We start from the raw sequence: 26,817 nt of genomic DNA, 5'->3' as shown, positions 1-26,817 counted from the left end.
TATAATGCTAGAACCGTCAATTTTAGTTGCTATGATTACAGCATTTATCATTGCAGTCATTTTATCGCCTATTTTTATACCGTACTTAAGAAAACTTAAATTTGGACAGAGTATTCGAGACGAAGGTCCACAATCTCATAAAAAGAAATCAGGAACCCCAACAATGGGTGGGATTATCATATTAATTGCTTTAAGTTTATCTGCACTTTTAATTTCTATGTATTTTGATGTTTTATCAACACGTACATATGTATTATTATTTGTCACAATTTGTTTTGGAGTAATTGGATTTTTAGATGACTATATAAAGGTTGTTAAAAAAAGAAACCTAGGACTAACATCTAAACAAAAATTCATTTGCCAAGTTATTGTTTCAATCATTGTCTTTTTTGCAATCCGTGCTATGGGAATCTCTACATCTATTTCTATACCAGGAACAAATTATTCATTTGATTTAGGCTTTATCTATGTATTGTTAATTATCTTTATGCTTGTTGGTACTTCTAACGCTGTAAACTTAACAGATGGATTAGATGGACTTGTGTCAGGTACAGCAGCAATCGCATTTGGTGCATATGCAGTTCTTGCTTATAACCAACACCAGCTTGATGTTGCAATATTTTCAATCGCAGTTGTAGGAGCTGTATTAGGTTTCTTAGTATTTAATGCACACCCTGCAAAAGTCTTTATGGGAGATACGGGCTCATTAGCATTAGGTGGAGCGTTAGCTGCCATTGCAATCGTAACACACTTAGAAATTTTACTTGTTATTATTGGTGGTATATTTGTAATTGAAACATTATCAGTAATGATTCAAGTTGCATCTTTTAAAGCAACAGGTAAAAGGGTATTTAAAATGAGTCCTTTGCACCATCATTATGAATTATCTGGATGGACAGAATGGCGTGTAGTTGTAACATTTTGGTTTGTAGGATTACTTTTTGCATTATTAGGAATCTATATTGAGGTGTGGATGTAATTGAATAACGTATCGAACTTTCAAAATAAAAATGTATTAGTATTAGGAATGGCAAAGAGCGGTTATGCAGCCAGTAAATTATTAAAAAAATTAGGTGCGACTGTAACTGTAAATGATCGAACTCCATTTGAACAAAATGAAATTGCACAAAAGTTAAAAAGTGAAGGTTTTAACGTAGTTTGTGGTGATCATCCACTATCATTATTAGATAATCAACCATTTTGTATCGTTAAAAATCCAGGAATTCCATATACGAATCCTTTATTAATCGAAGCTGTAAAGCGTAATATTCCGATTTATACGGAAATAGAGCTTGCCTATTTAATAAGTGAAGCACCATTTATCGGAATTACAGGATCAAATGGGAAAACAACAACCACAACTTTAGCATTAAATATGTTACAAGAAGGCAATAAAAAACCACTTGTTGCAGGAAATATTGGTACTGTTGCATGTGAAGTTGCTGAAAGTGCAAATAAAGAAAATATTATTGTAACTGAACTTTCTTCATTTCAATTGATGGGAATCCAAAGTTTCCGTCCAAAAATTTCATTAATCACAAATATTTTTGAAGCTCATTTAGACTATCACGGTACAAAGGATGAGTATATTAGGGCAAAAGCCAATATATTTAAAAATCAAACAGAAAACGATTTTGCTGTCGTTAATTTTGATGATGAGAATGTAATGGCAATGGCTACTCAAATTAGAGCGAAAATTATTCCATTCTCTACTACTAAAATTGTGCAAGATGGTGCATATGTTCAAAATGGCTTTGTTTACTTTAAAGAGAAAAAAGTGATTGAAGTTGAAAAAATTGTCTTACCGGGTAAACATAACTTAGAAAATATATTAGCAGCAGTAGCGATTTCTAAACTACTTGATGTTGAAAATGATGCGATTGAAAAGGTATTAACAACTTTCACTGGTGTAGAGCACCGACTTCAGTTTGTTACTGAAATAAATAAGAGAAAGTTTTATAACGATTCAAAAGCTACTAATATTTTAGCAACACAAAAAGCAATTTCTTCTTTCCAAAAACCAGTCATTTTAATAGCTGGTGGATTAGATCGTGGAAATGGCTTTGACGATTTAATTCCGTATTTTAAAAATGTAAAAAAAATGGTCACTTATGGTCAAACAGCAGATAAATTAATTGAATCAGCAGAAAAAGCAGGAATGAAAGCAGTAAAATCGGTAGATAATGTTGAAGATGCTGTAAATGAAGCATTCGCTCATTCAGAAGTTGGAGATATTATTTTATTGTCACCTGCTTGTGCAAGCTGGGATCAATTTAAGACTTTTGAAGAACGTGGTAATAAATTTATACAAGCAGTGCATAAATTAATGTAAGGCTTGTTTAATTCAAAAGTTGAGGTGTATTTAAGTGCCAACAAAGAAAAATAGTCCTGACATGATTCTTGTTCTCGTTACGCTATCATTATTAACAGTAGGTATGATTATGGTTTACAGTGCTAGTGCAATATGGGCATCGTATAAGTTTCATGATTCGTTCTTTTTTGCTAAACGGCAATTATTATTTGCTGGGGTTGGAGTAGTTGGGATGTTTGTAGTTTCAAATATTGACTACTGGCTTTTCAAAACACATGCAAAAAAAATATTAATCGCTTGTTTTATCTTGTTGGTACTTGTACTTGTACCAGGAGTTGGTCTAGTACGAGGGGGTGCACGAAGTTGGATTGGTATCGGTGCATTCTCGATCCAGCCCTCTGAGTTTATGAAACTTGGAATGATGGTATTTCTATCAAAATACTTAGCAGATAATCAGAAAAATATTACGTCTTTTAAAAAGGGTCTGGTACCAACATTAGGTCTTGTCTTTTTGGCATTTGGTTTAATTATGCTTCAACCTGATTTAGGAACAGGTACAGTAATGGTAGGTACTTGTGTAATCATCATATTCGTAGCTGGAGCAAGAATTTCTCATTTTATGGGGTTAGGAATTGTTGGGGTTGCAGGATTTGTTGGCCTAATAGCTTCTGCTCCATACCGAATTAAAAGGATTACATCATTTCTAGATCCATGGTCTGATCCATTAGGAACTGGATTCCAAATTATTCAATCACTCTATGCAATTGGTCCAGGTGGATTATTTGGTTTAGGATTGGGACAAAGTAGACAAAAGTTTATGTATTTGCCGGAACCACAAACTGATTTCATTTTCGCTATTCTTTCAGAAGAACTAGGATTTATTGGCGGAACTTTTGTCATTTTATTATTCTCTTTATTACTTTGGAGAGGAATCCGAATTGCCTTAAGTGCTCCTGATTTATTCGGTACTTTTTTAGCAGTAGGAATTGTCTCAATGATTGCAATACAAGTAATGATTAATATAGGCGTTGTCATAGGCTTAATGCCTGTTACAGGGATTACATTACCATTTTTAAGCTATGGTGGTTCATCTTTAACATTAATGCTATTAGCAGTAGGTGTATTATTAAATATTAGTAGACATGCACGTACATAAAAAGACCGACTCAAATTGAAACAAGTACATGATGTACTTGAATTTTTCAAAGATGAGTCGGTCTTTTTTATATTTTAAGAGAAGAAAACGCGCCCTGGGCTTACCAAAATACTCGCCTCTTGGTAAGTTTTCTTTATTTTTATAGAAAAAACAATTAGAATGATAGTGATAAAATTGGTATAATAACTACTTAAACTGCTTAAAGTTATTTATGTATTGTAATTTAGGAGGATCTTTATGAAAATTTTAGTTAGTGGTGGGGGTACTGGTGGTCATATTTATCCAGCACTTGCGCTAATTAAAGAGTTAAAAAAACAAGATTCCAATGTAGAATGTTTATATGTTGGTACAGAAAATGGATTAGAAAAAGGGATTGTATCTAAAGCAAACATACCTTTTAAATCTATTGTTATTACAGGATTCAAGAGAAGCATATCATTAGAGAATTTTAAAACAGTCTATCGATTCTTAAAGGGTGTATCAGATAGTAAGAAAATAATTCGTGAATTTAAGCCAGATGTAGTCGTTGGAACTGGTGGATATGTTTGTGGCCCTGTTGTTTATGCAGCAGCAAAACTAGGGATTCCGACAGTTATCCATGAACAAAATAGTATACCTGGTCTAACAAATAAGTTCTTAAATCGCTATGTAACAAAAGTTGCAATTTGTTTTGAAGAAGTTGCTGAATATTTTAATAAAGAGAAAGTAGTGTTTACTGGAAACCCAAGGGCTTCTGAAGTACTTGGAGAATCAAATCCAGCCGTATTAGAATCATTAGGATTAAAATCAGGTAAACGCACAGTACTAATTGTTGGTGGTTCAAGGGGAGCAAGACCGATTCATCAAGCCTTTTTAAAAAGTGTCAATCAATTAGGTGAAAAAGATTACCAAATGATTTATGTAACAGGCGAAGTACATTACGATTCTGTTATCGAGGAAATAAATAAAGTCGGTAACCCAGAAAATGTAGTGGTTAAGCCATTTTTACATAATATGCCTGAAGTATTAAGAGAAGTGGATTTAGTTGTATCAAGAGCGGGGGCAACTACATTAGCAGAATTAACTGCATTAGGGAAACCTAGTATTTTAATACCAAGCCCATATGTAACTAATAATCATCAAGAAGTTAATGCTAGATCACTTGAGAAAAATGGTGCGGCAATTGTTATATTGGAAAAAAACTTCAATAGTGAATATTTAGTAACTGAAATTGAAAAAGTATTACTAAATCCTATTAAACTTGAAGAGATGAAAAATGCATCATTAAAAATCGGTGTACCAGATGCTGCAAAAAAACTAGTAAATGTATTAGAGAAAATAAGTAAATGAACTTGCACGAACAAGTTTGAAATAAAATAAAAATGTAATAGAAGATACTATAAGCTAAAGGGGGATATAGATCGAATGTTTGAATCAAAATTAAAGGAAATATTAAATGACTCGAGTCTTCTAATAAATGAGCCTTTAGCAAACCATACGACAATGAAAATTGGAGGACCAGCTGAGTATTTGGTCATTCCTAAAACTGTAAATGAAATTAAAGAGATTATTAACCTTGCAAATGAAAATAACGTAGATGTGACGGTAATCGGAAGAGGGTCAAATTTACTTGTATCGGATCAAGGAATTGAAGGTGTCGTAATTAAAATTAGTGATTGCTTAGATCACATTGAAGTAGAAGGTACTAAAGTAGTTGTAGGTGCAGGTTATTCAGTTATTCGATTAGCTACTCAATTAAGTAGAAAAGGATTATCAGGTCTAGAGTTTGCTAGTGGAATTCCTGGTAGTGTTGGTGGCGGTGTATATATGAATGCGGGTGCCCATCAATCAGATTTTTCAAATATTACTTCTAGAGCACACATTCTATTTCCTGATGGAACAATGGAATGGTTATCAAATGAAGAATTAGATTTTTCTTATCGAACTTCAGTTTTACAACATAAACGTAAAGGATTTGTATTAGAAGCAGAACTTCAGCTTCAAGAGGGATCAAAAGAAGCTTCAACTGCATTAATGCAAAAAAACAAAGATTATCGAAGAGAAACACAACCTTGGAATTATCCATGTGCTGGAAGTATTTTCCGTAATCCATTACCACAGTATGCTGGTAATTTAATTGAACGTGCTGATTTAAAAGGATATCAAATTGGTGGTGCGAAGGTTTCAGAAATGCATGGAAACTTTATTGTAAATGCTGGAAATGCCACTTCAAAAGATGTACTAGACTTAATAGCATTTATAAAGAAAACTATATTAGAAAAATTTAATGTGCAACTTGAAACAGAAGTTGAAATTGTTGGGAAAAAAATGTAAGTTTCTTCTAAACTAACCATATTATATGCTATAATTTACATAGCATATGATGTCCAAGATAGAATGGCATTCATTTGCTATTCTATTTTTTATTATTCTATTATTAAGTCAAGAACACTCGTGATTTAAATTATGAGATGAGTCGACTTCGGATGCAATATAGTATTAAAAAAACGTCATATTATTTTACTATACTAGTATTCGACATGAAGTATAAGATAAAATCATATCGGACACTTGAACTAGAACGAATTCAAGTATGGTGCTTGTTGCGTGAATAGAACTTGTTTGGTGGCTGTCGTTCGCCAATACCTCTCGGAAGTCGCAAAAAGAACAACCGTAATACCCCTCAGTATAAAATCAAGCTGAGTGCGTTTTACCTAGCGTTAGGAAAACTTAACCGTAGGGACTACGGGGATAGCTTGGTAAATAAAAGAAACCTCTGCTAGGAAAGAAATACGCTAGCAAGTATGCTTTGTTCCCAAGTAACTCGTAACTTTAGTCATGAGTAGTTCATTATTCTTAAATTACTTCTTAAGCAAAAGTAAATTAAAAAGGTATTTTTAGTTGAACATTGATAATGGAGGCATATTTATGCAGGAAAATAAGATTATTAGTTTAGAAGACCGTGTACCTGTTTTACGTAATAAAAAACGTAAAAAAACAAATTTGCGGTTACTGGTTACAATTCTTGTGTTTTTTTCTTTGCTTTTATGTGTATTATATTTCCAAACATCAATTGGTTCAAAAATTCACTTAGTAATTAATGGAAACCAACTGTACTCTGATAAAGAAATTCAAAAATTAGCCGGTGTAAACGTTAATAAAAGCTTTTTGACAATAAGGTCAAAAAGGGTAGTAGATCAGCTTGAAAGTCAAAATACAATTCAATCTGCAATAGTACGTAAAAGATTTCCTAATAAAGTAGAAATCGATGTAAAAGAATTTCAGCCTGTTGGACAAGGTCTATTCAGCGGGAAAAAGTATCTATTGTTAGAAAGCGGAGTCCTTATTAAAGAGAAAAAATCACTAGGAAATACTACAGCACCTGATTTAATTGGTTGGAAACAAGGAGACGAGTTGCAGGAAATGGCTGCAGAGTTGAAAAAAATGCCACAAAGTATATTTCATTCAATTTCTGAAATAGATTATACTCCAAGTAAGGATGATCCTTTGTTAATAACGGTTTTTACGAATGAAGGGTATGAAGTTAGGACAACGATTCGAAAATTCTCAAATAAGATGTCAAATTACCCATTAATTTTAAAGTCAATACCTAAAGATCAAAAAGGGGTTATCCATTTAGAAGTTGGTGCGTATTTTTCTCCTTATAGTACGGATACTAAATAGCCGATATACATTAGTAAACAGTACTTTCAAGTCTTTTTTAACTTTACATGTTAGTGTAGACTAGTAGTTAAATAGAAATATTGAAAAAAATTAAAAAGATTATGAAAAATCAAACTTAAAAAAAGAGGAAAAACCCCGTAAATGTTGAATAGTTGTCATATATGATATTTAAGAATGAATTGATGCTCGATTATAATAGATAGAGAAAAAGGAGGTGCCATCATGAACAGCAATGAGATCTATGTGAGTCTTGACGTTGGAACTTCAACAATTAAAGTAATCATAGGAGAACTAGTTAACGACACACTTAACATTATCGGTGTTGGTAATGTTAAATCTTCGGGCTTAAAACGTGGGTCAATAGTTGATATAGATGAAACAGTCAAATCAATCAAAAAAGCAATTGATCAAGCAGAAAGAATGGTTGGCATTCATATTGACAAAGTAATTGTAGGGGTTAGTGCGAATCAAGTGCAATTGATTAGTACGAACGGCGTAGTAGCAGTTTCTAAAGAAAATAAAGAAATTGACAATGAAGATGTTTTAAGGGTAATGGATCAGGCTCAAGTAATTTCTATACCACCGGAAAGAGAAATTATCGATGTTGTTCCACATGAATACATTGTTGATGGCCTTTCTGAGGTAAAAGACCCAAGAGGAATGATTGGTGTACGATTGGAAATGGAAGGTACATTAATCACTGGTTCAAGAACTCTAGTACATAATATACTTCGTTGTGTTGAAAGAGCGGGGTTAGAAGTAACGGATATCTGTCTACAACCTATGGCTGCAAGTACGATAGGACTAAAGCAGGATGAAAAAAACTTAGGTGTAGCACTTGTTGACATGGGTGGAGGCTCAACTACAATTTCTCTTTTTAGAGAGGGTGTACTTATGGCCACTTCAGTCCTACCAGTTGGAGGGGACCATATTACAAAAGACATATCAATTGGACTGAAAACTTCAACAGAAGATGCAGAAAAAATTAAAGTGAAATTTGGACATGCTTTTTATGATACTGCATTACCTGAAGAAGTATTAAGTGTTCCAATAATGGGTAGTGAACAACATCAACAATACAGTCAGCAAGAAATTTCCGATATTATTGAAGCTAGATTAGAAGAAATCTTCATTATGGTTCAAAATGAGCTTGTAAGAATGAGGGGCAGCAATTTGCCAGGTGGATTTGTTCTAACTGGTGGTACAGTAACAATGACTGGTGTAATCGATTTAGCTCAAAGGGTATTTAAAAATAATGTAAGGGTTGCAACACCAGATTATATTGGTGTAAGAGAACCTCAATACATTACTGGTGTAGGTCTAATCAAGTATGCTTTTTATAAATCAAAAATGCGTGGAAAAAAACTTAGCTCTAATATTGCATTCGAGTCAAATGAACGAAAACCTGTGGCTGTTTCAAATTCAAATACAAAACCAAAACCAAAACAGCAGGATGAAGAGCGCGTCATGAGTAAAGTTAAAAGCATTTTTAAATATTTATGGGATTAAATTTGTGATGAATTTGAATAGTAGGGGGATCAATCATGTTAGATTTTGATACAAATGTAGATGCATTAGCGAAGATAAAAGTAATTGGTGTAGGTGGCGGAGGAAATAATGCCGTTAACCGAATGATTGAACATGGAGTACAGGGTGTAGATTTTATTGCTGTGAATACTGATGCACAAGCTCTTAATCTATCAAAAGCAGAAGTTAAAATGCAAATCGGTGGCAAACTAACTCGTGGTTTAGGGGCAGGAGCTAATCCAGAGGTAGGTAAAAAAGCAGCAGAAGAAAGTAGAGAACAATTACAAGAAGCTCTTAAAGGAGCAGACATGGTATTCGTAACTGCTGGAATGGGCGGCGGTACAGGAACAGGTGCAGCTCCAGTAATTGCACAAGTAGCAAAAGAATTAGGTGCATTAACTGTAGGTGTAGTTACTCGTCCATTTACATTTGAAGGTAGAAAGCGTTCAACTCAAGCAGCAACAGGAATCGCTGCAATGAAGGAAAGCGTTGATACTTTAATTGTTATTCCTAATGACCGATTATTAGAAATCGTTGATCGTAATACTCCAATGCTAGAAGCATTCCGCGAAGCAGATAATGTACTTCGTCAAGGGGTTCAAGGTATTTCTGATTTAATCGCTGTTCCGGGATTAATTAATCTTGACTTTGCAGATGTTAAGACAATTATGTCTAATAAAGGTTCTGCATTAATGGGTATTGGTGTTGCTGGTGGAGAAAACCGTGCAGCTGAAGCAGCTAAAAAAGCTATTTCTAGTCCATTATTAGAAACTTCAATTAATGGTGCGCAAGGTGTACTTATGAATATCACTGGTGGAACTAACTTAAGCTTATATGAAGTTCAAGAAGCTGCAGATATCGTATCGACTGCATGTGATGCAGAAGTAAATATGATTTTCGGTTCTGTTATCAATGAAAACTTAAAGGATGAAATTATTGTAACGGTTATTGCGACTGGATTTGAAGGTGTTATTACAGCACCACCTACTCCAAAACCAATGGCAAGACAAACAATTTCAACACCTACTCAAACACCACAACCAACTATTAAACGCGAACCAATTCGCGAAGAAGTTCCGGTTGTAGAAACGACTAAAAATGTAACTAGTCTTGATGACTTAGATATTCCGGCGTTCTTACGTAATCGTAAAAGACGCTAATAAATGTAAAAAAACCAAGATAAGAGAATCTCTTATCTTGGTTTTTTTCATTCTTTCGAATAGTGATTTTGTAAATTAGCTAGATCACTGAAAACACTCTTGAACTTTTCGTTACAGCCTTTAGGGAATAATACACCTAACCCATGTGAGTGAGTAAATTCAAAAGATGGGAGTTGTTGTTTAATGCCTTCCCAAAATTTATAAACGCCAAAGTCTTGTATTCTTACTTCAGTATCATGGATTAAAACAATTCCTTCTTTTGATACTTTTGGTAGCCAAGTAGTGTAATCATGTAGCACAGCTTCAAAAGTATGAAATCCATCAATATGAAGTATGTCGATCGTATGATCTTCGAAATTCTTAATAGCTTCGTCAAAAGAATTGCGTAACATTTTAGCTTCTTTTTGATAATGTTTTTGAACAACTTCTCGTACCGTATCAAAAACTTCATTACTATACAATCCACTATGCAGATCACCTTGCCAAGTATCAACTGCAAAACATTCACATGACAGATTATGATCTTTCACACTTTGACAAAAACAAAAAAAAGAAAAGCCAAAGTGAGTACCTAATTCTACAATTTTTTTTGGTTTCACGAATTGAACTAAATCATAAGCAAATTTAGCGTGACCTTTCCAGGCAGAGTGTTGTCTTATTGTTGGTTTAGTTCCGTCAAACTCAAAAATGGGTGAATGAAATATCCAGTTATCCAAATCCTCACTCCTTATTAGACGGATTTAATAGAAACAAAAGGAAGTTTTCTATTAAATATTGACCTGTCCAATCCATATTTCGAAAATGTATTGTCGAAAAACTCTTCAATAAAGATACCTTTTTTTGACAGACTTCTTACCGTGCTCATCCTATACTTACATATAAATGAATATTCTATAGAGGATGGCGAACAAAATTGGTGATATATGGCGATCTTGTTTGGTTATTAAACTTGTTAATGGACTTCTTGATTATTCAGTTGACAGGCTTAATTCTAAAAAGAAATGTATCTATTTTGCGGTCATTGTTAGGGGCATTATTAGGTTCAATCGTTGTTTTAATGACGTTTACTCCTTATGCATATGTTGTTGGCTCACCCTTTATGAAAATATTATTATCGTTTTTCATCGTATTTTTTGCATTTGGACGTCAACGGATTATCACTTTTTTACAGCTATTAAGTATCTTCTATTTTTCAACATTCGTTTTAGGTGGGGCATTACTAGGCTTACATTATTTATTTGCTACGAATGAATCAAATTTAACGAAATCATCCTTTTATGGGGACCCTGTTAGCTGGTATTTTGTTATTGGAATGCTACCAATCGTTATATTTTACGCTAGAAAATCGATCAATCAGATTTCGTTTACAAAATGGAAATTGGATGAAATGTACGAAATGGAAATTGTGTGGCGAAACACTTCGATTAAAATTAGAGGATTAATGGATAGTGGTAACTCACTTCATGAGCCTCTTTCTAGGAAACCAGTCATTATTTTAGATTGTTCCACTAGTGACTATGGATTACCAATAGAACTAGTAAAGTTAGTAAGGGACTCAGAAAATACATTACATAATACTGAAGCACTCGATGTCTTAAGTTTTTTTCAAGGAACGTATATACCTTATAAAAGTATTGGTCAAAGTAATCAATTCCTCGTCGCAATAAAACCTACTGTAGTTAAATTAAAAATTAATGGGAAATGGTATTCATCGAGTTCGGTTTTAGTTGGATTGAGTCATGTTACTTTGTCTTCAGACAATTTATATGAATGTATCCTTCATCCAAAAATGATGCAGGGAACAATTAATGAAATTGCATAGGAGGTAGAAAATGAATCGATTTTTCTTAAAACTAAAGTTAGGTTTGTATAAGCTATTAGTAAAGCTTGGTTTGAAAGCCGATGAAGTATACTACATTGGGGGAAGTGAAGCATTACCGCCTCCTTTGACAAGGGAAGAAGAAGAAAAGCTTTTACAGAAACTACCAAATGGAGATTTAGGTGCTAGATCGCTATTAATTGAGAGAAATCTACGATTAGTAGTTTATATCGCTAGAAAGTTTGAAAATACGGGGATTAATATTGAAGATCTGATTAGCATTGGTACAATCGGATTGATAAAAGCCGTTAATACCTTTAATCCGGAAAAGAAAATTAAATTGGCTACTTATGCTTCAAGATGTATTGAAAATGAAATACTAATGCATTTACGTAGAAATAATAAAAACCGTTCTGAAGTATCATTCGATGAACCATTAAATATTGATTGGGATGGTAATGAATTATTACTTTCTGATGTATTAGGAACAGAAGACGATATCATTACGAAGGACTTGGAAGCCAATGTCGATAAATCATTATTAACAAAGGCATTAGATCAACTGAACGATCGTGAAAAGCAAATAATGGAACTACGATTTGGACTAGATGGAACTGAAGAAAAAACTCAAAAAGACGTAGCGGATATGCTTGGAATATCGCAATCATATATATCCCGATTAGAAAAACGTATTATTAAAAGACTTCGAAAAGAGTTTAATAAAATGGTTTAAAATATAAGAACCGATTAGATTTGATTTTTTCAAATACTAATCGGTTTTTTCTATGTATAAAGGATATCCACATAATATTTAAAAATATTTTCATAAGACCTACCTGTTAATTTTCATTAATTTTATAAAAAAATACTTGTTTTTTCTCTATTTGTTAGGCTTTTTTAATCCGGAATTTATTATTTTTGTATATTTTATTTTGTGCATAAATTTTCCACCGAAGGAGATACTTACCTATAGTACAGCAACTCCAAGTAGGAGGGAACATCATGACACGAAACAAAGTAGAAATATGCGGTGTAGATACATCAAAGCTTCCAGTTTTAAAGAATGATGAGATGCGTAAGTTATTTCATGCAATGCAAAGCGGTGATCGAAGCGCAAGAGAAACAATCGTAAATGGAAATTTGCGACTTGTCCTAAGTGTTATTCAGCGTTTTAATAATCGCGGAGAATTTGTGGATGACTTATTTCAAGTAGGCTGCATAGGCCTTATGAAGTCTATTGATAATTTTGATTTAAGCCAAAATGTAAAATTTTCGACGTATGCTGTACCTATGATTATTGGTGAAATAAGAAGATATTTAAGAGATAATAACCCAATAAGAGTGTCTAGATCATTAAGAGACATTGCTTATAAAGCATTACAAGTTAGAGAGCGATTATTAGCAGAGAATTCAAAAGAACCAACTCCTGTTCAAATCGCAGAAGTATTAGGCGTAACACATGAAGAAATCGTCTTTGCATTAGATGCAATTCAAGACCCAGTTTCGTTATTTGAACCGATATATAATGATGGCGGAGATCCAATTTTTGTAATGGATCAGCTAAGTGATGATAAAAATAAGGACGAGCAATGGGTTGAAGAACTAGCACTACGCGAAGGAATGAAACGATTAAACGACCGAGAAAAAATGATCATAAGCAAACGATTTTTCCAAGGAAAAACACAAATGGAAGTTGCCGAAGAAATCGGAATCTCCCAAGCACAAGTATCAAGACTAGAAAAATCAGCAATAAAACAAATGAACAAAAATATACAGGGCTAGAGAAAAGCGGAGGCGACTGTTAAGCTCCGACAAGCATAAGGCAAAGACCGAGGAAAGTTGCTTTTTACTTTCATCGGGCTTTGACTTATGACCTCGAGGAGCTAGGAGCCTCAGTTAGAGCTTCAATTCCTGTATAATGAATTCCAAATTATAATGAATGAAATTTATAAACAAACAAAATCAAAAACTAAATAATCCAATAACTACAAAATAGTTAAACTGGAAGAATGAAAATACGATATTAATGTGTTAGACAATGGATGAACATCGAACAACATTGTCTAACACATTTTTATTTGAATTTTATCATGATGTTTGGCCCTTACTTCATATATTTTATAAAAAGGATGGTGAAGTTAAATGGCCAGAATTTCAGATTTTCAAGTTAAAGATGTTGTAAATGTTGCTGATGGAAAGAAATTAGGAAATATTGTTGATTTAGATATTGATCAATCAAACGGAAAAATCACTTCGATTATTTTAACAAAGCCCGGGAAAGGTTTGAATTTTTTTAGTAAAGAAGAGGAAATGACAATTTATTGGAATGATATTGTGAAAATAGGCGAAGATGTTATTTTGGTAAAATATCGTTCATCTGTGGATTTGGATGAAAATCAAGCAAGTCCAGTAAAATTCACATAATGAAAACTCGCTGACTGACGAGCTTTTTAGGCGAAGTCAAAGGCGTCGTTGTACTTATACTCTATTAATAGAATGCAACCATGTCGAGAAGGATTCCTTGAAACTAATTTATACTTTCGAAAGTGAAAAAAATAATTGTGTTTTGTCAAAAATAATCAAAAATGTGAAATCTATGGTAAAATATAGGAAACCATCAACTGGTTTACATATATTTACTAAATTAGTTTTCTGTGAGGTCTTATAAATATGAAAGAGAGTTTCATTCAATCGACTGAAAGTACTTTTATGATTCAACCTTGGGAAGACTCATACAAACATTTAGTTGCTGGATTTACAACAAAAAATGATGGAGTTAGCCAAGGTTGTTTCACTTCTTTTAATCTTGGATTACATGTAAATGACTCGAAGGATATTGTAGTAGAAAATAGAGAACTCCTTGCGAGTAAACTAGAGTTTTCAAAAACGAAATGGGTTTGTTCAGAACAAGTTCATGGGAATAATGTCGTGAAAGTAACGAAAAAAGATTGTGGCAAAGGTGTTATTGATTATGGAAGTAGCATCGAGACAACAGATGGTTTTTATACGAATGAGGAAGATATATTATTAACTTCTTGTTATGCAGATTGTGTTCCATTGTATTTCCTTGAACCAACAAGTAAATTTATTGGTTTAGCTCATGCAGGTTGGAAAGGTACTGTTCAAAACATTGGCGGACGTCTAATCGAAAAATGGATTACAGAAGAAAACTTACAACTAAAAAATATCCAAGTTGCAATCGGGCCATCCATTGGTGATTGTTGTTATGAAGTGGATGATTTTGTGATGAATAAATTAAATGATGCTTTTGAACACAAAATACCTAATAATATTTTAACCACTTTACATAACGGGAAATTCAAATTGAATTTAAAAGAAGCAAACAAACAATTACTCATTAAATCGGGTATTAGTGAAGAAAATATAATAATGACAAATTATTGTACAAGTTGTAACCCGGACGTATTTTTTTCTCACCGTAGAGATGGCGGAAAAACAGGAAGAATGATGAGTTATATTGGTTGGAGGAATTAGCATCATGACAGTCAAACAAAATTATGAACGTATTAGTGAACAAATTAATGCAGCCAAAGTAAGAGCAAATCGAAATGATGAAGTCACTTTAATAGCTGTTACTAAACAAGTTTCAACAGAAGTGGCAAAAGAAGTTTTAGCTGAAGGTATACAACAATTTGGCGAAAACCGTTTTGAAGGTCTAAAGGAAAAACAAGATCACATCCAAAATGATGTTGTTTGGCATTTTATTGGTTCACTTCAAACTAGAAAAGTAAAAGACGTCATTCATAGAATAGATTACTTACACTCTTTAGATCGACTATCTTTAGCAGAAGAGATACAAAAAAGAGCAACTGAACCATTAAAGTGCTTCCTACAAGTCAATGTATCTGGAGAAGATTCAAAGCATGGCATAAGCCCAAATGATGTAGTCGAATTTGCTAGACAGCTTTCAGAATTTGATAAAGTACAAGTTGTTGGATTAATGACGATGGCACCATTTACAGAGGATGCAAAGATGATCCGAAATAGTTTCAAAGGATTAAAGGAATTACAAGAAAAAGTAAAAGATCTACATATTGCAAATATTCCATGTTCTGAATTATCAATGGGGATGTCTAATGATTTTGAGATAGCAATAGAAGAAGGTGCTACATTCATAAGAATAGGTACTGATTTAGTAGGAAAGGGAAGGTAGAGAAGATGAGTATTATTGGGAAAGTAAGAAACTTTTTTGCAATGGAAGATGAGTATGAAGATGATTATGAATACGAAGAGCAAAAACAGCAACAACAGCAACAACAACAACATCAGCAACAAAAACAATATCAACAACAACAATTTTCTAAACATGCAAATGAAGAAATTAATCATGAGCGAAATGCATCAAAGCAAAAATTAGTAAGTATACCAGGAGGAGCTTCTTTGTCGTCAAAAGTTGTATTAGCGCAGCCGCGTGAATATGCAGAAGCACAGGATGTTGCAGATCATTTAAAATCAAAAAAAGCAGTTGTGATCAATTTACAACAAATGCAAATCGATCAAGCTAAACGCTTTGTTGATTTCTTAAGTGGTACAGTTTATGCAATAAGTGGAGATATAAAAAAAATTGGTACAAATACGTTTATTTGTACACCTGATAATATTGATATTTCTGGAACGATTACAGATATGTTATTTGAGGAAGAAAATTCCGTTAAAAGGTGGTAATTAAATGGGTTTACTTTTATATATTTTATACCAATTAATCAAGTATTATAGATACGTCATCGTAATTCATATCATTTTATCTTGGTTCCCTCAAATAAGACAATCAGGCTTCGGTCGCTTAATTGGTAGGTTATCAGAACCATATTTAGAGCCGTTCCGTCGAATTGTTCCATCAATCGGTATGTTTGATTTTTCACCTATTATTGCATTATTTGCTTTAGAATTTGCTGGATATGGAATAATAAGTATTTCTCATTACTTTTAAAAAGAGAATCTAACAGGTTCTCTTTTTTAATTAATATTGAAAGTTTGATGAAAAAGAGGATTACATCAATGAGTTTTTATGATCATTTTCGAAAAGAAGAACATGTTTTCGTAGACAAGGTTATCAGTTGGAAGGAACAAGCAATTGAACGTTATTCTATTAAGTTGACAGATTTTCTTGATTTAAGAGAACAAATGATTATGCAATCAATTATCGGTAATCAAGCGGAGTGTTTTGTCGCTTTTTTTGGTGGTCGTGAAGATTGTGAACGAAAGCGTGCAATTATTTATCCAAGTTTTTATACACCAGTTGAAGAAGACTATTCTTTGGTTGCATTTGACTTAGTTTATGCAACTAAATTTCACACTTTATCACATCGGCAAGTTTTAGGAACTTTAATGTCTTTAGGAATCACTAGAGGAAAATTTGGTGATATTCTACTTAAAAATGATATAATCCAAGTAATTGTTGCTGATGAAGTAGCAAGTTTTGTAGAAAATAACTTAAATTCTGTTGGGAAATCGCCAATTAAATTAAGTAGAATTTCATTTAAAGAATTGATTGAATCAGATGATGTTTGGCAAACTAATAATGGGACTGTGTCATCACTAAGATTAGATGTCTTATTGAGTGAATTCTATAATATATCGAGACAAAAAGCTCAAAGTTTAATAAAGGCCGAACACGTTAAAGTAAATCAGCGAGTTATTGATTCTACTTCGTTTTTATGTGAAGAAGGAGATTTATTCTCTGTCAAAGGTTTTGGTAGAGGAATGTTAATGTCAATTGATGGCTTATCAAAAAAAGAAAAATGGCGGATAAACTACGGTGTTAAAAAATAGTCAGAAATTGTAGAAGGAAAAACGTAGAAACTGTCGAAAATTTATTATAACCTATTAATAAAGAACATACATACATGGAGGTGGCTTAATTGCCTTTAACACCACTTGATATTCATAATAAAGAATTTGGTAAAAGTTTTCGTGGCTATGACGAAGATGAGGTTAACGAGTTTTTAGATCAAGTCATTAAAGATTATGAATTAGTTATTCGTGAGAAGAAACAATTAGATGAACAAATTCTTGATATGAAAGAAAGATTAAAGCATTTTTCTACTATAGAAGAAACTTTAAATAAGTCAATTTTGATTGCGCAAGAAGCTGCTGAAGATGTAAAAGGTAGTGCTCAAAAAGAAGCTAAATTGATCATTAAAGAAGCGGAGAAAAATGCTGATCGTATTATCAATGAAGCTTTAATTAAATCTAGAAAAGTTACAATGGAATTTGAAGAGCTTAAGAAGCAATCCAAAGTTTTCCGAACACGTTTAAGAATGGCAATTGAAACTCAATTAGAAATGTTAGGTCATGAAGATTGGGATCATATTTTAGATGATAAAGAAACAGAAGAAATCGCAAACTAGTCGTATAAGCCTTGACGATTTGTAAAGTTTTAAATATAATTTATTAGATATTAATAGTAAATCGGTGACAGGGAAGAGTACTTCTATAAAACTATGTAGCGAGTCAAGGATAGTGAAAGCTTGATATAGAAAATAGAAGGAAAATCACCCTAGAGTGCTTTTCTGAAAATGAGTAAGAAAAGCCGTTTCATTCACGTTACGAATGCTAAGTGGACAATGATTTCATGAAATTTATTGTCAATTAGGGTGGTACCACGGGAAACCTTTCTCGTCCCTTTTTTGGGATGAGGAAGGTTTTTTGCGTCTTATACGATTTATTATACATAATAGACAACTCCACTAATAAAAGGCTTGTAAGATGGATACAATGCGTTAATGTGGAAATTAAAAAATGTAAAGTAAGCTGGCATAGAGTAGTTGGACTTGCCTGAAACGGCTAGCTTTAGATCAATCTATTAAAAAGTTTAAAAATGGAGGAAAGCAAATGGAGTACAAAGATACGTTACTTATGCCAAAAACTGAATTTCCTATGAGAGGGAATTTACCTCAACGTGAGCCACAAATTCAAGAAGAGTGGAACAAAAAAGATATTTATGCAACTGTTCAAAAACATAACGAAGGAAAACCGTCATTTATTTTACACGATGGACCACCTTATGCAAATGGTGACCTTCATATGGGACATGCACTTAATAAAGTATTAAAGGATTTCATTGTTCGTTTTTATAATATGAATGGATACCGTTCTCCTTACGTTCCAGGTTGGGATACTCACGGTTTACCGATTGAACAAGCATTAGCAAATAAAAAAGTAAATCGTAAAGAAATGTCAGTGGCAGAATTCCGTAAACTATGTGAAGAATATGCTTACGAGCAAGTAGAGCGTCAAAAAGAACAATTTAAACGTTTAGGAATTTTAGGTGATTGGGACCGACCATATATCACACTTGAAAAAGAATATGAGGCTGAACAAATTAAAGTATTCGGTAAAATGGCTACTAAGGGATTAATCTATAAAGGTCTAAAACCAGTATATTGGTCTCCATCAAGTGAATCTGCACTTGCAGAAGCGGAAATTGAATACCAAGATAAGCGTTCTGCATCAATCTATGTTGCATTTGCAGTTGAAAATGGGAAAAATGTTCTAAACGGTGGAGAAAAATTCATTATTTGGACGACAACTCCATGGACAATCCCAGCTAACTTAGCTGTATGTTTACATCCTGATTTAAGCTATGATGTAGTATCTGTAAATGGTGACAAGTTCGTAGTTGCTAGTGAGTTAAGAGATGCAGTAGCAAAAGAATTAGGTTGGGAAGATGCAGTAGTTGAAAAGACTTATAATGGAGCAGAACTTGAAGGAATCATTTGTAAGCATCCTTTATATGATCGCCAGTCAGTCGTTATTTTAGGTGATCATGTTACAACTGACGCTGGAACAGGTTGTGTTCATACTGCACCAGGTCATGGTGAAGATGACTTCCGTGTAGGTCAACAATATGGATTAGAAGTACTTTGTCCTGTAGATGAAAAAGGTGTACTAACGAAAGAAGCTCCTGGATTTGAAGGATTATTCTATGATGAAGCTAATAAAGTAATTACAAAAGCATTAGAAGAAAAAGGTGCTTTATTAAAATTACAATTTATCACACACTCTTATCCACATGACTGGAGAACGAAAAAGCCAATTATCTTCCGAGCAACTGCACAATGGTTTGCTTCAATTGAAGCAATTCGTGAGCAATTAATGCAAGCTGTTCAAGATACTAAGTGGTTCCCAGCTTGGGGAGAAACTCGTCTATTCAACATGGTTCGTGATCGTGGAGATTGGTGTATTTCACGTCAACGTGTATGGGGAGTTCCGATCCCAGTATTCTATGCTGAAGACGGCGAAGCAATTATTACTGAAGAAACAATTGAACATGTTTCGAACTTATTCAAAGAGCATGGTTCAAATATTTGGTTTGAAAAAGAAGCGAAAGAATTATTACCAGAAGGATTTACACATCCTGGTTCACCAAATGGTAACTTCACTAAAGAGAAAGATATCATGGATGTTTGGTTTGATAGTGGTTCTTCACATCAAGCGGTATTAAACACTCGTGAGGAATTATCTTTCCCTGCTGACATTTACTTAGAAGGTTCTGACCAATACCGTGGTTGGTTTAACTCTTCATTAAGTACAAGTGTTGCTGTTACAGGTCAAGCTCCTTATAAAGCTGTAGTAAGCCATGGTTTCGTTTTAGATGGTGAAGGTCGTAAAATGAGTAAATCAATTGGTAACATCGTCCTACCATCAAAAATTATGAATCAATATGGTTCAGATATTTTACGTCTATGGGTAGCGTCTGTAGATTATCAATCGGATGTTCGTATTTCTGACGCTTTAATGAAACAAGTTGCTGAAGTATACCGTAAAATCCGTAATACGTTCCGTTTCTTACTAGGTAACTTAGATGGATTTAATGCAGAACAAGATGCATTAAAATATGAAGAGCTACGCGAATTAGATCAATACATGTTAGTTAAGTTAAACAATGTAGTTAAAACTGTTCGTGAATCATACGAGAAATATGAATTTGCAAATGTTTACCACACAATTCAAAACTTCTGTACAACAGAATTAAGTTCTTTCTATTTTGATTTATCAAAAGATGTTTTATATATTGAGCAAAAAACGAATAAAGATCGTTTAGCAATTCAAACAGTATTACATGAATCATTACAAGCACTAACTCGTTTAGTTGCTCCAATTTTACCTCATACAGCTGAAGAAGTTTGGTCACATATGGCAGGAGCTACAGTTGATAGTATTTTCTTAACTGAAATGCCAGATGTTAAAGATTTCGGCGATACACAAAGCTTAGAAGCTAAGTGGGAAAAATTCATGGATTTACGTGATGACGTATTAAAAGCACTTGAAGTTGCACGTAATGAAAAAGTAATCGGTAAATCTCTAACTGCATCAGTGAAAATCTATCCAAATGCAGAAGTAGCAGAGTTATTAAACTCTATTAATGAAGACTTCAAACAATTATTAATTGTTTCTCAAGTTGAAATTGCAAATAGCAATGAACAAGCTCCTGAAACAGCTCAAAAATTTGATACATTAAGTATTGAAGTAACTCCTGCGACAGGTGAAACTTGTGAAAGATGCTGGGTAGTTACTGAAGAAGTAGGAAAAGATGAAGAGCACGCTACACTTTGCTTACGTTGTGCAAGTGTTGTAAAAGGTATTTAAATTAAAAAGTGTATAAGCACATTAAAGAAGAGTCGAAAGTTTAAACTTTCGGCTCTTTTTGAACGTTTTTGTTATTATCTTTTTCATAAATTGTAAAAAAGTATGTATTGGTGTATGGTATGTGTACAGTACTATAAATAAGATATAAGAGGTTAATACATAATGAATTATGAAAATAATCCAAATTGGGAAAAATTAACTGAATTAATGAAGAAGAGAATAGATTTAAGAGAAAAGGGATACAGTTACCAAGAAATAGCTGACTTAGAGCAGAAAAGTCGTTCAAGTATACAACAAAGTATCAAGCGCTCATATTATCTTTTAGGAATAAAGGAACCAGATATTAAAGGGATCCTCAAAAAAGAAATTGATAAGTCCGTTAGTATTGAAGGAATTAGAAATGAAATGCTCGAAGAAATGAGAAAACAAGGAATTAGAGAATTTGTAAAAGAGTTTATTAAAAGAGATGATGTAAAAGAAATTCTTAAAGAAGAATATAGAAAAGAATTTGAAGGTGAAAAAGGATGATCATTAGTATAATCTTCCTTTTTTTATTTTTGAATTGTATGTATGTATGTGTTGATGTATGATAATTCATGTAAGCGATAACAACTTACAAAAAACGACTGGGGGAAAACAATTTGAAAAAAACATTCAAAAAAGTAACTCAAACAGTTTTAGGGGTTGCAATCGCAATGCCAATGTTTATAGGATTAGGCGCAACATATGCTGGAGCGACTTCAGGTGCAATAACTGCTACTAAATTGTCAGTTAAAGAAAAGCCGTGGAGTAGTTCTAAAACAGTTGGATACCTTGCTAAAAACCAAAAAATTAACTACTCAGGTTACAATAGTATTTTTGTTAAGATCAGCTATAAAGGTAAGATAAGATATATTCTGAAAAAATACGTAAAATATGTTCCGCCAACAAAAACAACAAATCCAGCAACACCATCTAATCCAACAACAACACCATCAAATCCGACTACACCAGCTAGTTCTAATTCCTCGACTCAACAACAAATTTTAGACTTAGTAAATATCGAGCGTGGGAAAGGCGGATTAAAGCCATTAACACTATCTAGCTATTTAAACGGAACGGCTCAAACGTGGTCACAAACAATGAGTAATGCGAACAATATGTATCATTCAACATTAAGCTTTAATGGTGGATATAAAGGTGAAAACATTGCACATGGTCAAACAAACGCAAAAGAAGTAATGACTGATTGGATGAATTCAACAGGTCATAGAGCGAACATCATGAGCCCTAATTTTAAACAACTTGGCGTAGGTAAAGTAGGAACTTACTGGACGCAACAATTTACAGACTAATCATGCTACTTAATGTTTAAATTGAATTTTTGCAATACAGAAGGAAAACCCGCAACAGGTAAATGAACCTATGCGGGTTTTCTTTTTTTATTGAGATCAAACAATTTTAAGAAACATTCCTTTAGAGCAATAATTACTTTACATCACAATTATGAATGGAAAAATCTTTTGCCATTTCCTTAAAAGGAAAAAGTTTCACCTATTATCGACTTGATATTGAGGGAAAAGTATTTTTACATAAATAAATTGGGAGTGAAGAAGATGAGGAGCAATGAAATTTTCTTTATTAAACAAGAGCTCGAACTAATTAAAAATGAATTGCTACATCGTTTATTTTCTGAACCAATAAGTTCTTCTGATATTGAGCAGCATCAATCAATTTTCGAGGAGATAAATAAACATCAAATTCTCGTTGAAGACATGCAAAATGATTTATATGATATTGAGATTGCCCTGCAAAAAATTGATCATGGATTATTTGGTTATTGTGAAGTAACCGGGCAAGCTATTCCAATTGAAAAGTTAAAAGTGCTTCCAACAGGTCGAACATTAGAGGATTTTAGTTTTGTAAGAAATCATTACTAATACTATTCATTGTATAAACGTTTCCCCTATGCTAAAATTTGATGAGATATCTAATAAGGTAGGGGATAAATATGGCATATATTATTGCGGTAATTGTCATTTTAATTGATCAACTGACAAAACTTGCAGTATTAAAGAAGATGTATTTAGGAGAAAATATTGAAATTATTAAAAATATTTTTTACATAACATCACATCGCAATCAAGGAGCGGCTTGGGGAATGCTCCAAGGGAAAATGGGCTTCTTTTATTTAATTACTTTAGTCTTTGTGATAGCAGTGATTTACTTTATCCAAAAGCACGCTAAAGGAGATCGATTCCTTGGTCTATCTTTAGGATTAGTTTTAGGTGGTGCAATAGGTAATTTTATTGATCGATTCTTCCGTAAAGAAGTAGTTGATTTTATTCATGTTTATATTTTTAATTATGATTTCCCTGTGTTTAATATCGCGGATTCAGCGCTTTGTGTAGGCGTTATTTTATTATTTATTATTACTTTATTGGAAGATAAAAGAGGAGTTAAGAAATGACAGTATTTGCTTTTACAGTTCAAGAGGATCAACATTTAGAAAGAATCGATACGTTTATTGCAACTCAAAACGATGAGTGGTCAAGGTCACAAGTACAAGCATGGTTAAAAGAAGATTTTGTATTAGTGAACGGTGAAAAAATTAAACGTAATTATAAAGTGAAACAGGGCGATGAAATATCAGTTTCAGTACCTGATCCAAAGCCATTAGAAGTTAAGCTTGAGAATATTCCACTAGAGGTTTACTATGAGGATGCGGATGTTATTGTAGTAAATAAACCACGTGGTATGGTAGTTCATCCTGCATTAGGTCATGAAACGGGTACTTTAGTGAACGCTTTAATGTATCATTGTAAAGATTTATCTGGCATTAATGGTGTATTAAGACCTGGTATCGTACATCGAATCGATAAGGATACTTCAGGTTTATTAATGGTTGCAAAAAACGATGTAGCTCATGAGAAGCTTGCAGAGCAATTACGTCAAAAAACTTCTGTACGTAAGTATATTGCGATTGTACATGGGGTAATTCCGCATGAAGAAGGCACAATTGATGCGCCAATCGGACGAGATAAAAATGATCGTCAAAGTATGACGGTTACTGAAGATAATAGTAAAGAGGCAGTGACTCATTTTAGAGTATTAGATCGATTTGATGAGTTTACTTTAGTTGAATGTCAGCTTGAAACAGGCCGTACACACCAAATTCGTGTTCATATGAAATATATAGGTTACCCGTTAGCTGGTGATCCTAAGTATGGACCTCGTAAAACATTAGATATAGATGGTCAAGCACTACATGCAGCTGTTTTAGGATTTAAACATCCAAGAACAAATGAGTATTTAGAGTTTTCATCACCTATTCCAAAAGTACTAGAAAATATTATTGAACAATTACGCAGATAACTGTTGACAATGATTGAAACATAGGTCATAATGAGGACAGTTGAATGAACCTTTAACACAACCCCGTGAGGTTGAGAAGGAAGCGGAAAAATGAAAAGGGATAATTGTATCCTTTTGCGCTACCCTCTTGTCCATCGGGCAAGAGGGTTTTTTGCTTCTACACTATAAAAGTAGGAGGTAAGGTAAAATGACTGAAAAAGCAATCATCTTAGACGAACTTGCGATCAGACGTGGGTTAACAAGAATTGCACATGAAATGCTAGAAAATAACAAAGGCATTGAAAATGTTGTTTTAGTTGGTATTAAAACAAGAGGTGTTTATCTAGCAAAACGAATTGCAGAAAGAATTAAACAAATTGAAGGTAAAGATGTAATCATGGGCGATTTAGATATTACTCTTTATCGAGATGATTTATCGACAAAGACAGAAAACAAAGAACCACTAGTAAAGGGTTCAAATGTTCCTGTTGACTTAACAAACAAAAAAGTAATTTTAGTTGATGATGTGCTTTACACAGGTAGAACAGTTCGTGCCGCAATGGACGCTGTTATGGACCTAGGTAGACCGGCACAAATACAATTAGCAGTTTTAGTAGATCGAGGACATCGTGAGCTTCCAGTAAGAGCAGACTATGTTGGTAAAAATATTCCAACTTCGAGTAATGAAAAAGTAGTCGTAGCCTTAAAGGAAACAGATGACCACGATAAAGTAAGTATATTTGAAAAATAGAAGTCCCTTTTAAATTTGGTCCAGAGAGGCTAACAAAGGGTCTAGTTAGTTGCTGCCTTCTTAAGCAACGCACTCGGACTCTTTGTGTAAAATCACAAAGAGTTTTTTTATTGGGAAAATTGGAGGAAACAACATGATAAAACAAAAACCTGTCCTAGAGATAAATGAAAAACCGAATTTAGGTCAATGGATTTTCCTAAGTTTACAGCATTTATTCGCAATGTTTGGATCTACAGTGCTAGCTCCAATTTTAATCGGCATAAATCCTTCAATCGCACTAATATCAAGTGGGATTGGAACAATCGTGTTCATACTAATTACAAGAGGTAAAGTACCATCTTACCTTGGATCATCATTCGCCTTTATCGCTCCGATGATTTACGCGAAAACAAATTTAGAACCTGGTGCAGCGTTCGTAGGAGTTTTCATCACAGGTATTATTTATGCAGTAATCGCACTAATCATTAACAAAGTAGGCGTCAAATGGTTATTCAGAGTATTACCACCAATCGTTGTTGGCCCGGTAATCATCGTTATCGGATTAAGCTTATCATCAGTAGCAGTAGGAATGGCAATGAATGGAGCAGATGGAAAATACAGCTCAACATCAATCACTATCGCATTAATTACACTAGCAATCACAATCATAACAGCATTATTTACAAGAGGTTTTTTATCAGTCATACCAATCTTAGTAGGAATTATCGGTGGATATATCACATCAATCTTCTTTGGAGTAGTAGATTTTTCAGGAATAAAAATCGCACATATAATAGAAGTACCTGATTTTTCATTACCATTTGTTCACTACACACCACATGTCACTTTCCAGCTACTGATCATCTTTGTACCTGTAGCAATCGTGACAATCTCAGAACATATTGGACACCAAGTCGTTCTAGGAAGTGTCGTAGAGAAAGATTTAATTAAAGATCCTGGATTAGATAAGTCATTATTCGGAGATGCAGTTTCAACCATGATCGCAGGCTTAATTGGTGGACCTACAACAACAACATACGGTGAAAATATCGGTGTTCTAGCAATCACAAGAGCTTACAGCGTATACGTATTCATAGGTGCAGCAATCTTGGCCACGATATTCGGATTCAGCGGATTAATCTCAGCGGTCATTAGCTCAATCCCCACACCTGTAATGGGTGGGATCTCAATCCTACTATTCGGAATCATCGCCTCAAGCGGATTACGAGTACTAGTAGAAAACAAAATCGATTTCGCTAAACAACGTAACTTAGTTATCGCTTCAGTCATTCTAGTACTAGGAATTGGTGGAGCTGCAATACACATTGGTAAACAATTCGCATTAGAAGGAATGGCTTTATCAGCTTTAATCGGAGTTGTACTAAATTTAGTCCTACCAGAAAACATTGGTGGCGATCGTACAATAGAAAATAAGGATGAGAGCTTAACTTCATAATCGACATTTAAATGGGGCATTCTTACAGTGATAAGACTCCAAAAATAAAA

General features: G+C 33.5%; 27 protein-coding genes and 1 other annotated feature. Of the genes, 26 read left to right on the top strand and 1 reads right to left on the bottom strand.

The window, feature by feature from the left end:
• Positions 1 to 4: 4 nt before the first annotated feature.
• The 8 genes from mraY to ftsZ all read left to right on the top strand — a co-directional run bounded on the left by mraY (position 5) and on the right by ftsZ (position 9,817).
• A complete protein-coding gene (mraY, locus tag AN960_RS11280) occupies positions 5 to 979 on the top strand; it encodes a phospho-N-acetylmuramoyl-pentapeptide-transferase (protein ID WP_056471095.1) in 975 nt (324 codons plus the stop codon).
• Positions 980 to 2,332, top strand: a complete 1,353-nt coding sequence (gene murD / locus AN960_RS11275; protein WP_082459471.1) for a UDP-N-acetylmuramoyl-L-alanine--D-glutamate ligase — start codon at positions 980 to 982, stop codon at positions 2,330 to 2,332.
• 34 nt (positions 2,333 to 2,366) lie between these two features.
• Entirely contained in the window at positions 2,367 to 3,467 is a 1,101-nt protein-coding gene (gene spoVE, locus AN960_RS11270; RefSeq protein WP_141437779.1) for a stage V sporulation protein E, read from the top strand.
• A gap of 237 nt (positions 3,468 to 3,704) precedes the next feature.
• A complete protein-coding gene (gene murG / locus AN960_RS11265; RefSeq protein ID WP_056471092.1) occupies positions 3,705 to 4,796 on the top strand; it encodes an undecaprenyldiphospho-muramoylpentapeptide beta-N-acetylglucosaminyltransferase in 1,092 nt (363 codons plus the stop codon).
• 75 nt (positions 4,797 to 4,871) lie between these two features.
• Positions 4,872 to 5,780, top strand: a complete 909-nt coding sequence (gene murB / locus AN960_RS11260) for a UDP-N-acetylmuramate dehydrogenase (protein ID WP_056471090.1) — start codon at positions 4,872 to 4,874, stop codon at positions 5,778 to 5,780.
• 594 nt (positions 5,781 to 6,374) lie between these two features.
• A complete protein-coding gene (locus AN960_RS11255) occupies positions 6,375 to 7,130 on the top strand; it encodes a cell division protein FtsQ/DivIB (protein WP_056471087.1) in 756 nt (251 codons plus the stop codon).
• 222 nt (positions 7,131 to 7,352) lie between these two features.
• Positions 7,353 to 8,639, top strand: a complete 1,287-nt coding sequence (ftsA, locus tag AN960_RS11250; protein WP_056471085.1) for a cell division protein FtsA — start codon at positions 7,353 to 7,355, stop codon at positions 8,637 to 8,639.
• A gap of 35 nt (positions 8,640 to 8,674) precedes the next feature.
• Complete coding sequence (gene ftsZ, locus AN960_RS11245) at positions 8,675 to 9,817, top strand: cell division protein FtsZ (RefSeq protein ID WP_056471082.1); 1,143 nt, start codon at positions 8,675 to 8,677, stop codon at positions 9,815 to 9,817.
• 47 nt (positions 9,818 to 9,864) lie between these two features.
• Here the strand turns inward: ftsZ and AN960_RS11240 are convergent, their stop codons facing one another.
• Positions 9,865 to 10,533 carry a class I SAM-dependent methyltransferase gene (locus tag AN960_RS11240; protein WP_056471079.1) on the bottom strand — a complete coding sequence of 223 codons (669 nt, stop codon included), beginning with the start codon at positions 10,531 to 10,533 and terminating at the stop codon, positions 9,865 to 9,867.
• A 200-nt stretch (positions 10,534 to 10,733) separates the two neighbouring features.
• On the opposite strand from AN960_RS11240, the gene spoIIGA reads away from it, so the two are divergent.
• The 18 genes from spoIIGA (at position 10,734) to AN960_RS11150 (ending at position 26,767) form a co-directional block, all read left to right on the top strand.
• Positions 10,734 to 11,639 carry a sigma-E processing peptidase SpoIIGA gene (gene spoIIGA, locus AN960_RS11235; protein WP_286131702.1) on the top strand — a complete coding sequence of 302 codons (906 nt, stop codon included), beginning with the start codon at positions 10,734 to 10,736 and terminating at the stop codon, positions 11,637 to 11,639.
• Positions 11,640 to 11,649: 10 nt separating this feature from the next.
• The gene (gene sigE, locus AN960_RS11230; protein WP_056471072.1) at positions 11,650 to 12,369 is read left to right on the top strand and encodes an RNA polymerase sporulation sigma factor SigE; all 720 of its coding nucleotides are present in this window, start codon (positions 11,650 to 11,652) and stop codon (positions 12,367 to 12,369) included.
• Positions 12,370 to 12,638: 269 nt separating this feature from the next.
• A complete protein-coding gene (gene sigG / locus AN960_RS11225) occupies positions 12,639 to 13,418 on the top strand; it encodes an RNA polymerase sporulation sigma factor SigG (RefSeq protein WP_056471070.1) in 780 nt (259 codons plus the stop codon).
• Positions 13,419 to 13,778: 360 nt separating this feature from the next.
• Positions 13,779 to 14,060, top strand: a complete 282-nt coding sequence (locus tag AN960_RS11220; protein WP_056471068.1) for a YlmC/YmxH family sporulation protein — start codon at positions 13,779 to 13,781, stop codon at positions 14,058 to 14,060.
• 246 nt (positions 14,061 to 14,306) lie between these two features.
• Positions 14,307 to 15,131 carry a peptidoglycan editing factor PgeF gene (gene pgeF / locus AN960_RS11215; RefSeq protein WP_056471063.1) on the top strand — a complete coding sequence of 275 codons (825 nt, stop codon included), beginning with the start codon at positions 14,307 to 14,309 and terminating at the stop codon, positions 15,129 to 15,131.
• A gap of 4 nt (positions 15,132 to 15,135) precedes the next feature.
• Positions 15,136 to 15,810, top strand: a complete 675-nt coding sequence (locus AN960_RS11210) for a YggS family pyridoxal phosphate-dependent enzyme (protein ID WP_056471060.1) — start codon at positions 15,136 to 15,138, stop codon at positions 15,808 to 15,810.
• Between the two features lie 5 nt (positions 15,811 to 15,815).
• On the top strand, positions 15,816 to 16,322 hold the full coding sequence (locus tag AN960_RS11205; RefSeq protein ID WP_056471057.1) for a cell division protein SepF: 507 nt from the start codon (positions 15,816 to 15,818) through the stop codon (positions 16,320 to 16,322).
• A 4-nt stretch (positions 16,323 to 16,326) separates the two neighbouring features.
• A complete protein-coding gene (locus tag AN960_RS11200) occupies positions 16,327 to 16,587 on the top strand; it encodes a YggT family protein (RefSeq protein ID WP_056471054.1) in 261 nt (86 codons plus the stop codon).
• A 68-nt stretch (positions 16,588 to 16,655) separates the two neighbouring features.
• Positions 16,656 to 17,429: a YlmH family RNA-binding protein gene (locus tag AN960_RS11195; RefSeq protein ID WP_056471053.1), complete on the top strand. Its 774-nt coding sequence runs from the start codon at positions 16,656 to 16,658 to the stop codon at positions 17,427 to 17,429.
• An 89-nt stretch (positions 17,430 to 17,518) separates the two neighbouring features.
• Positions 17,519 to 18,007 carry a DivIVA domain-containing protein gene (locus tag AN960_RS11190; RefSeq protein WP_056471050.1) on the top strand — a complete coding sequence of 163 codons (489 nt, stop codon included), beginning with the start codon at positions 17,519 to 17,521 and terminating at the stop codon, positions 18,005 to 18,007.
• A 55-nt stretch (positions 18,008 to 18,062) separates the two neighbouring features.
• Positions 18,063 to 18,286: a binding site (T-box leader), on the top strand.
• 205 nt (positions 18,287 to 18,491) lie between these two features.
• Entirely contained in the window at positions 18,492 to 21,248 is a 2,757-nt protein-coding gene (gene ileS / locus AN960_RS11185) for an isoleucine--tRNA ligase (RefSeq protein WP_056471047.1), read from the top strand.
• Positions 21,249 to 21,410: 162 nt separating this feature from the next.
• Positions 21,411 to 21,776, top strand: a complete 366-nt coding sequence (locus AN960_RS11180) for a hypothetical protein (protein WP_056471044.1) — start codon at positions 21,411 to 21,413, stop codon at positions 21,774 to 21,776.
• Between the two features lie 113 nt (positions 21,777 to 21,889).
• Positions 21,890 to 22,582 carry a CAP domain-containing protein gene (locus tag AN960_RS11175; RefSeq protein ID WP_056471041.1) on the top strand — a complete coding sequence of 231 codons (693 nt, stop codon included), beginning with the start codon at positions 21,890 to 21,892 and terminating at the stop codon, positions 22,580 to 22,582.
• A gap of 261 nt (positions 22,583 to 22,843) precedes the next feature.
• Positions 22,844 to 23,167: a TraR/DksA family transcriptional regulator gene (locus AN960_RS11170; RefSeq protein ID WP_056471037.1), complete on the top strand. Its 324-nt coding sequence runs from the start codon at positions 22,844 to 22,846 to the stop codon at positions 23,165 to 23,167.
• Between the two features lie 71 nt (positions 23,168 to 23,238).
• Positions 23,239 to 23,697, top strand: a complete 459-nt coding sequence (gene lspA, locus AN960_RS11165) for a signal peptidase II (RefSeq protein ID WP_056471034.1) — start codon at positions 23,239 to 23,241, stop codon at positions 23,695 to 23,697.
• Entirely contained in the window at positions 23,694 to 24,602 is a 909-nt protein-coding gene (locus AN960_RS11160) for an RluA family pseudouridine synthase (protein WP_056471031.1), read from the top strand. Before lspA ends, AN960_RS11160 begins: the two co-directional genes overlap by 4 nt.
• 187 nt (positions 24,603 to 24,789) lie before the next feature.
• Positions 24,790 to 25,332 (top strand): bifunctional pyr operon transcriptional regulator/uracil phosphoribosyltransferase PyrR, encoded by a 543-nt coding sequence (gene pyrR, locus AN960_RS11155; protein ID WP_056471028.1) that lies wholly within the window; start codon positions 24,790 to 24,792, stop codon positions 25,330 to 25,332.
• 136 nt (positions 25,333 to 25,468) lie between these two features.
• Complete coding sequence (locus AN960_RS11150; protein ID WP_172795409.1) at positions 25,469 to 26,767, top strand: solute carrier family 23 protein; 1,299 nt, start codon at positions 25,469 to 25,471, stop codon at positions 26,765 to 26,767.
• Positions 26,768 to 26,817: the final 50 nt, after the last annotated feature.

It is taken from the genome of Bacillus sp. FJAT-25509 (assembly GCF_001420605.1).
In the GTDB taxonomy this organism is placed as follows: domain Bacteria; phylum Bacillota; class Bacilli; order Bacillales; family Bacillaceae_G; genus Gottfriedia.
Note: the sequence above shows the minus strand (reverse complement) of the source record. Positions and strands in the feature narration are given on the sequence as shown.

Bases quoted from the DNA above. Each gene is read 5' to 3' on its own strand.
- AN960_RS11180 (WP_056471044.1), top strand. From the start codon at position 21,411: ATGAATTATGAAAATAATCCAAATTGGGAAAAATTAACTGAATTAATG.
- ileS (WP_056471047.1), top strand. From the start codon at position 18,492: ATGGAGTACAAAGATACGTTACTTATGCCAAAAACTGAATTTCCTATG.
- AN960_RS11210 (WP_056471060.1), top strand. From the start codon at position 15,136: ATGACAGTCAAACAAAATTATGAACGTATTAGTGAACAAATTAATGCA.
- AN960_RS11160 (WP_056471031.1), top strand. From the start codon at position 23,694: ATGACAGTATTTGCTTTTACAGTTCAAGAGGATCAACATTTAGAAAGA.
- murG (WP_056471092.1), top strand. From the start codon at position 3,705: ATGAAAATTTTAGTTAGTGGTGGGGGTACTGGTGGTCATATTTATCCA.
- ftsZ (WP_056471082.1), top strand. From the start codon at position 8,675: ATGTTAGATTTTGATACAAATGTAGATGCATTAGCGAAGATAAAAGTA.
- sigE (WP_056471072.1), top strand. From the start codon at position 11,650: ATGAATCGATTTTTCTTAAAACTAAAGTTAGGTTTGTATAAGCTATTA.
- AN960_RS11200 (WP_056471054.1), top strand. From the start codon at position 16,327: ATGGGTTTACTTTTATATATTTTATACCAATTAATCAAGTATTATAGA.
- pgeF (WP_056471063.1), top strand. From the start codon at position 14,307: ATGAAAGAGAGTTTCATTCAATCGACTGAAAGTACTTTTATGATTCAA.
- AN960_RS11255 (WP_056471087.1), top strand. From the start codon at position 6,375: ATGCAGGAAAATAAGATTATTAGTTTAGAAGACCGTGTACCTGTTTTA.
- AN960_RS11170 (WP_056471037.1), top strand. From the start codon at position 22,844: ATGAGGAGCAATGAAATTTTCTTTATTAAACAAGAGCTCGAACTAATT.
- lspA (WP_056471034.1), top strand. From the start codon at position 23,239: ATGGCATATATTATTGCGGTAATTGTCATTTTAATTGATCAACTGACA.
- murB (WP_056471090.1), top strand. From the start codon at position 4,872: ATGTTTGAATCAAAATTAAAGGAAATATTAAATGACTCGAGTCTTCTA.
- sigG (WP_056471070.1), top strand. From the start codon at position 12,639: ATGACACGAAACAAAGTAGAAATATGCGGTGTAGATACATCAAAGCTT.
- mraY (WP_056471095.1), top strand. From the start codon at position 5: ATGCTAGAACCGTCAATTTTAGTTGCTATGATTACAGCATTTATCATT.
- ftsA (WP_056471085.1), top strand. From the start codon at position 7,353: ATGAACAGCAATGAGATCTATGTGAGTCTTGACGTTGGAACTTCAACA.
- AN960_RS11195 (WP_056471053.1), top strand. From the start codon at position 16,656: ATGAGTTTTTATGATCATTTTCGAAAAGAAGAACATGTTTTCGTAGAC.
- pyrR (WP_056471028.1), top strand. From the start codon at position 24,790: ATGACTGAAAAAGCAATCATCTTAGACGAACTTGCGATCAGACGTGGG.
- AN960_RS11205 (WP_056471057.1), top strand. From the start codon at position 15,816: ATGAGTATTATTGGGAAAGTAAGAAACTTTTTTGCAATGGAAGATGAG.
- AN960_RS11220 (WP_056471068.1), top strand. From the start codon at position 13,779: ATGGCCAGAATTTCAGATTTTCAAGTTAAAGATGTTGTAAATGTTGCT.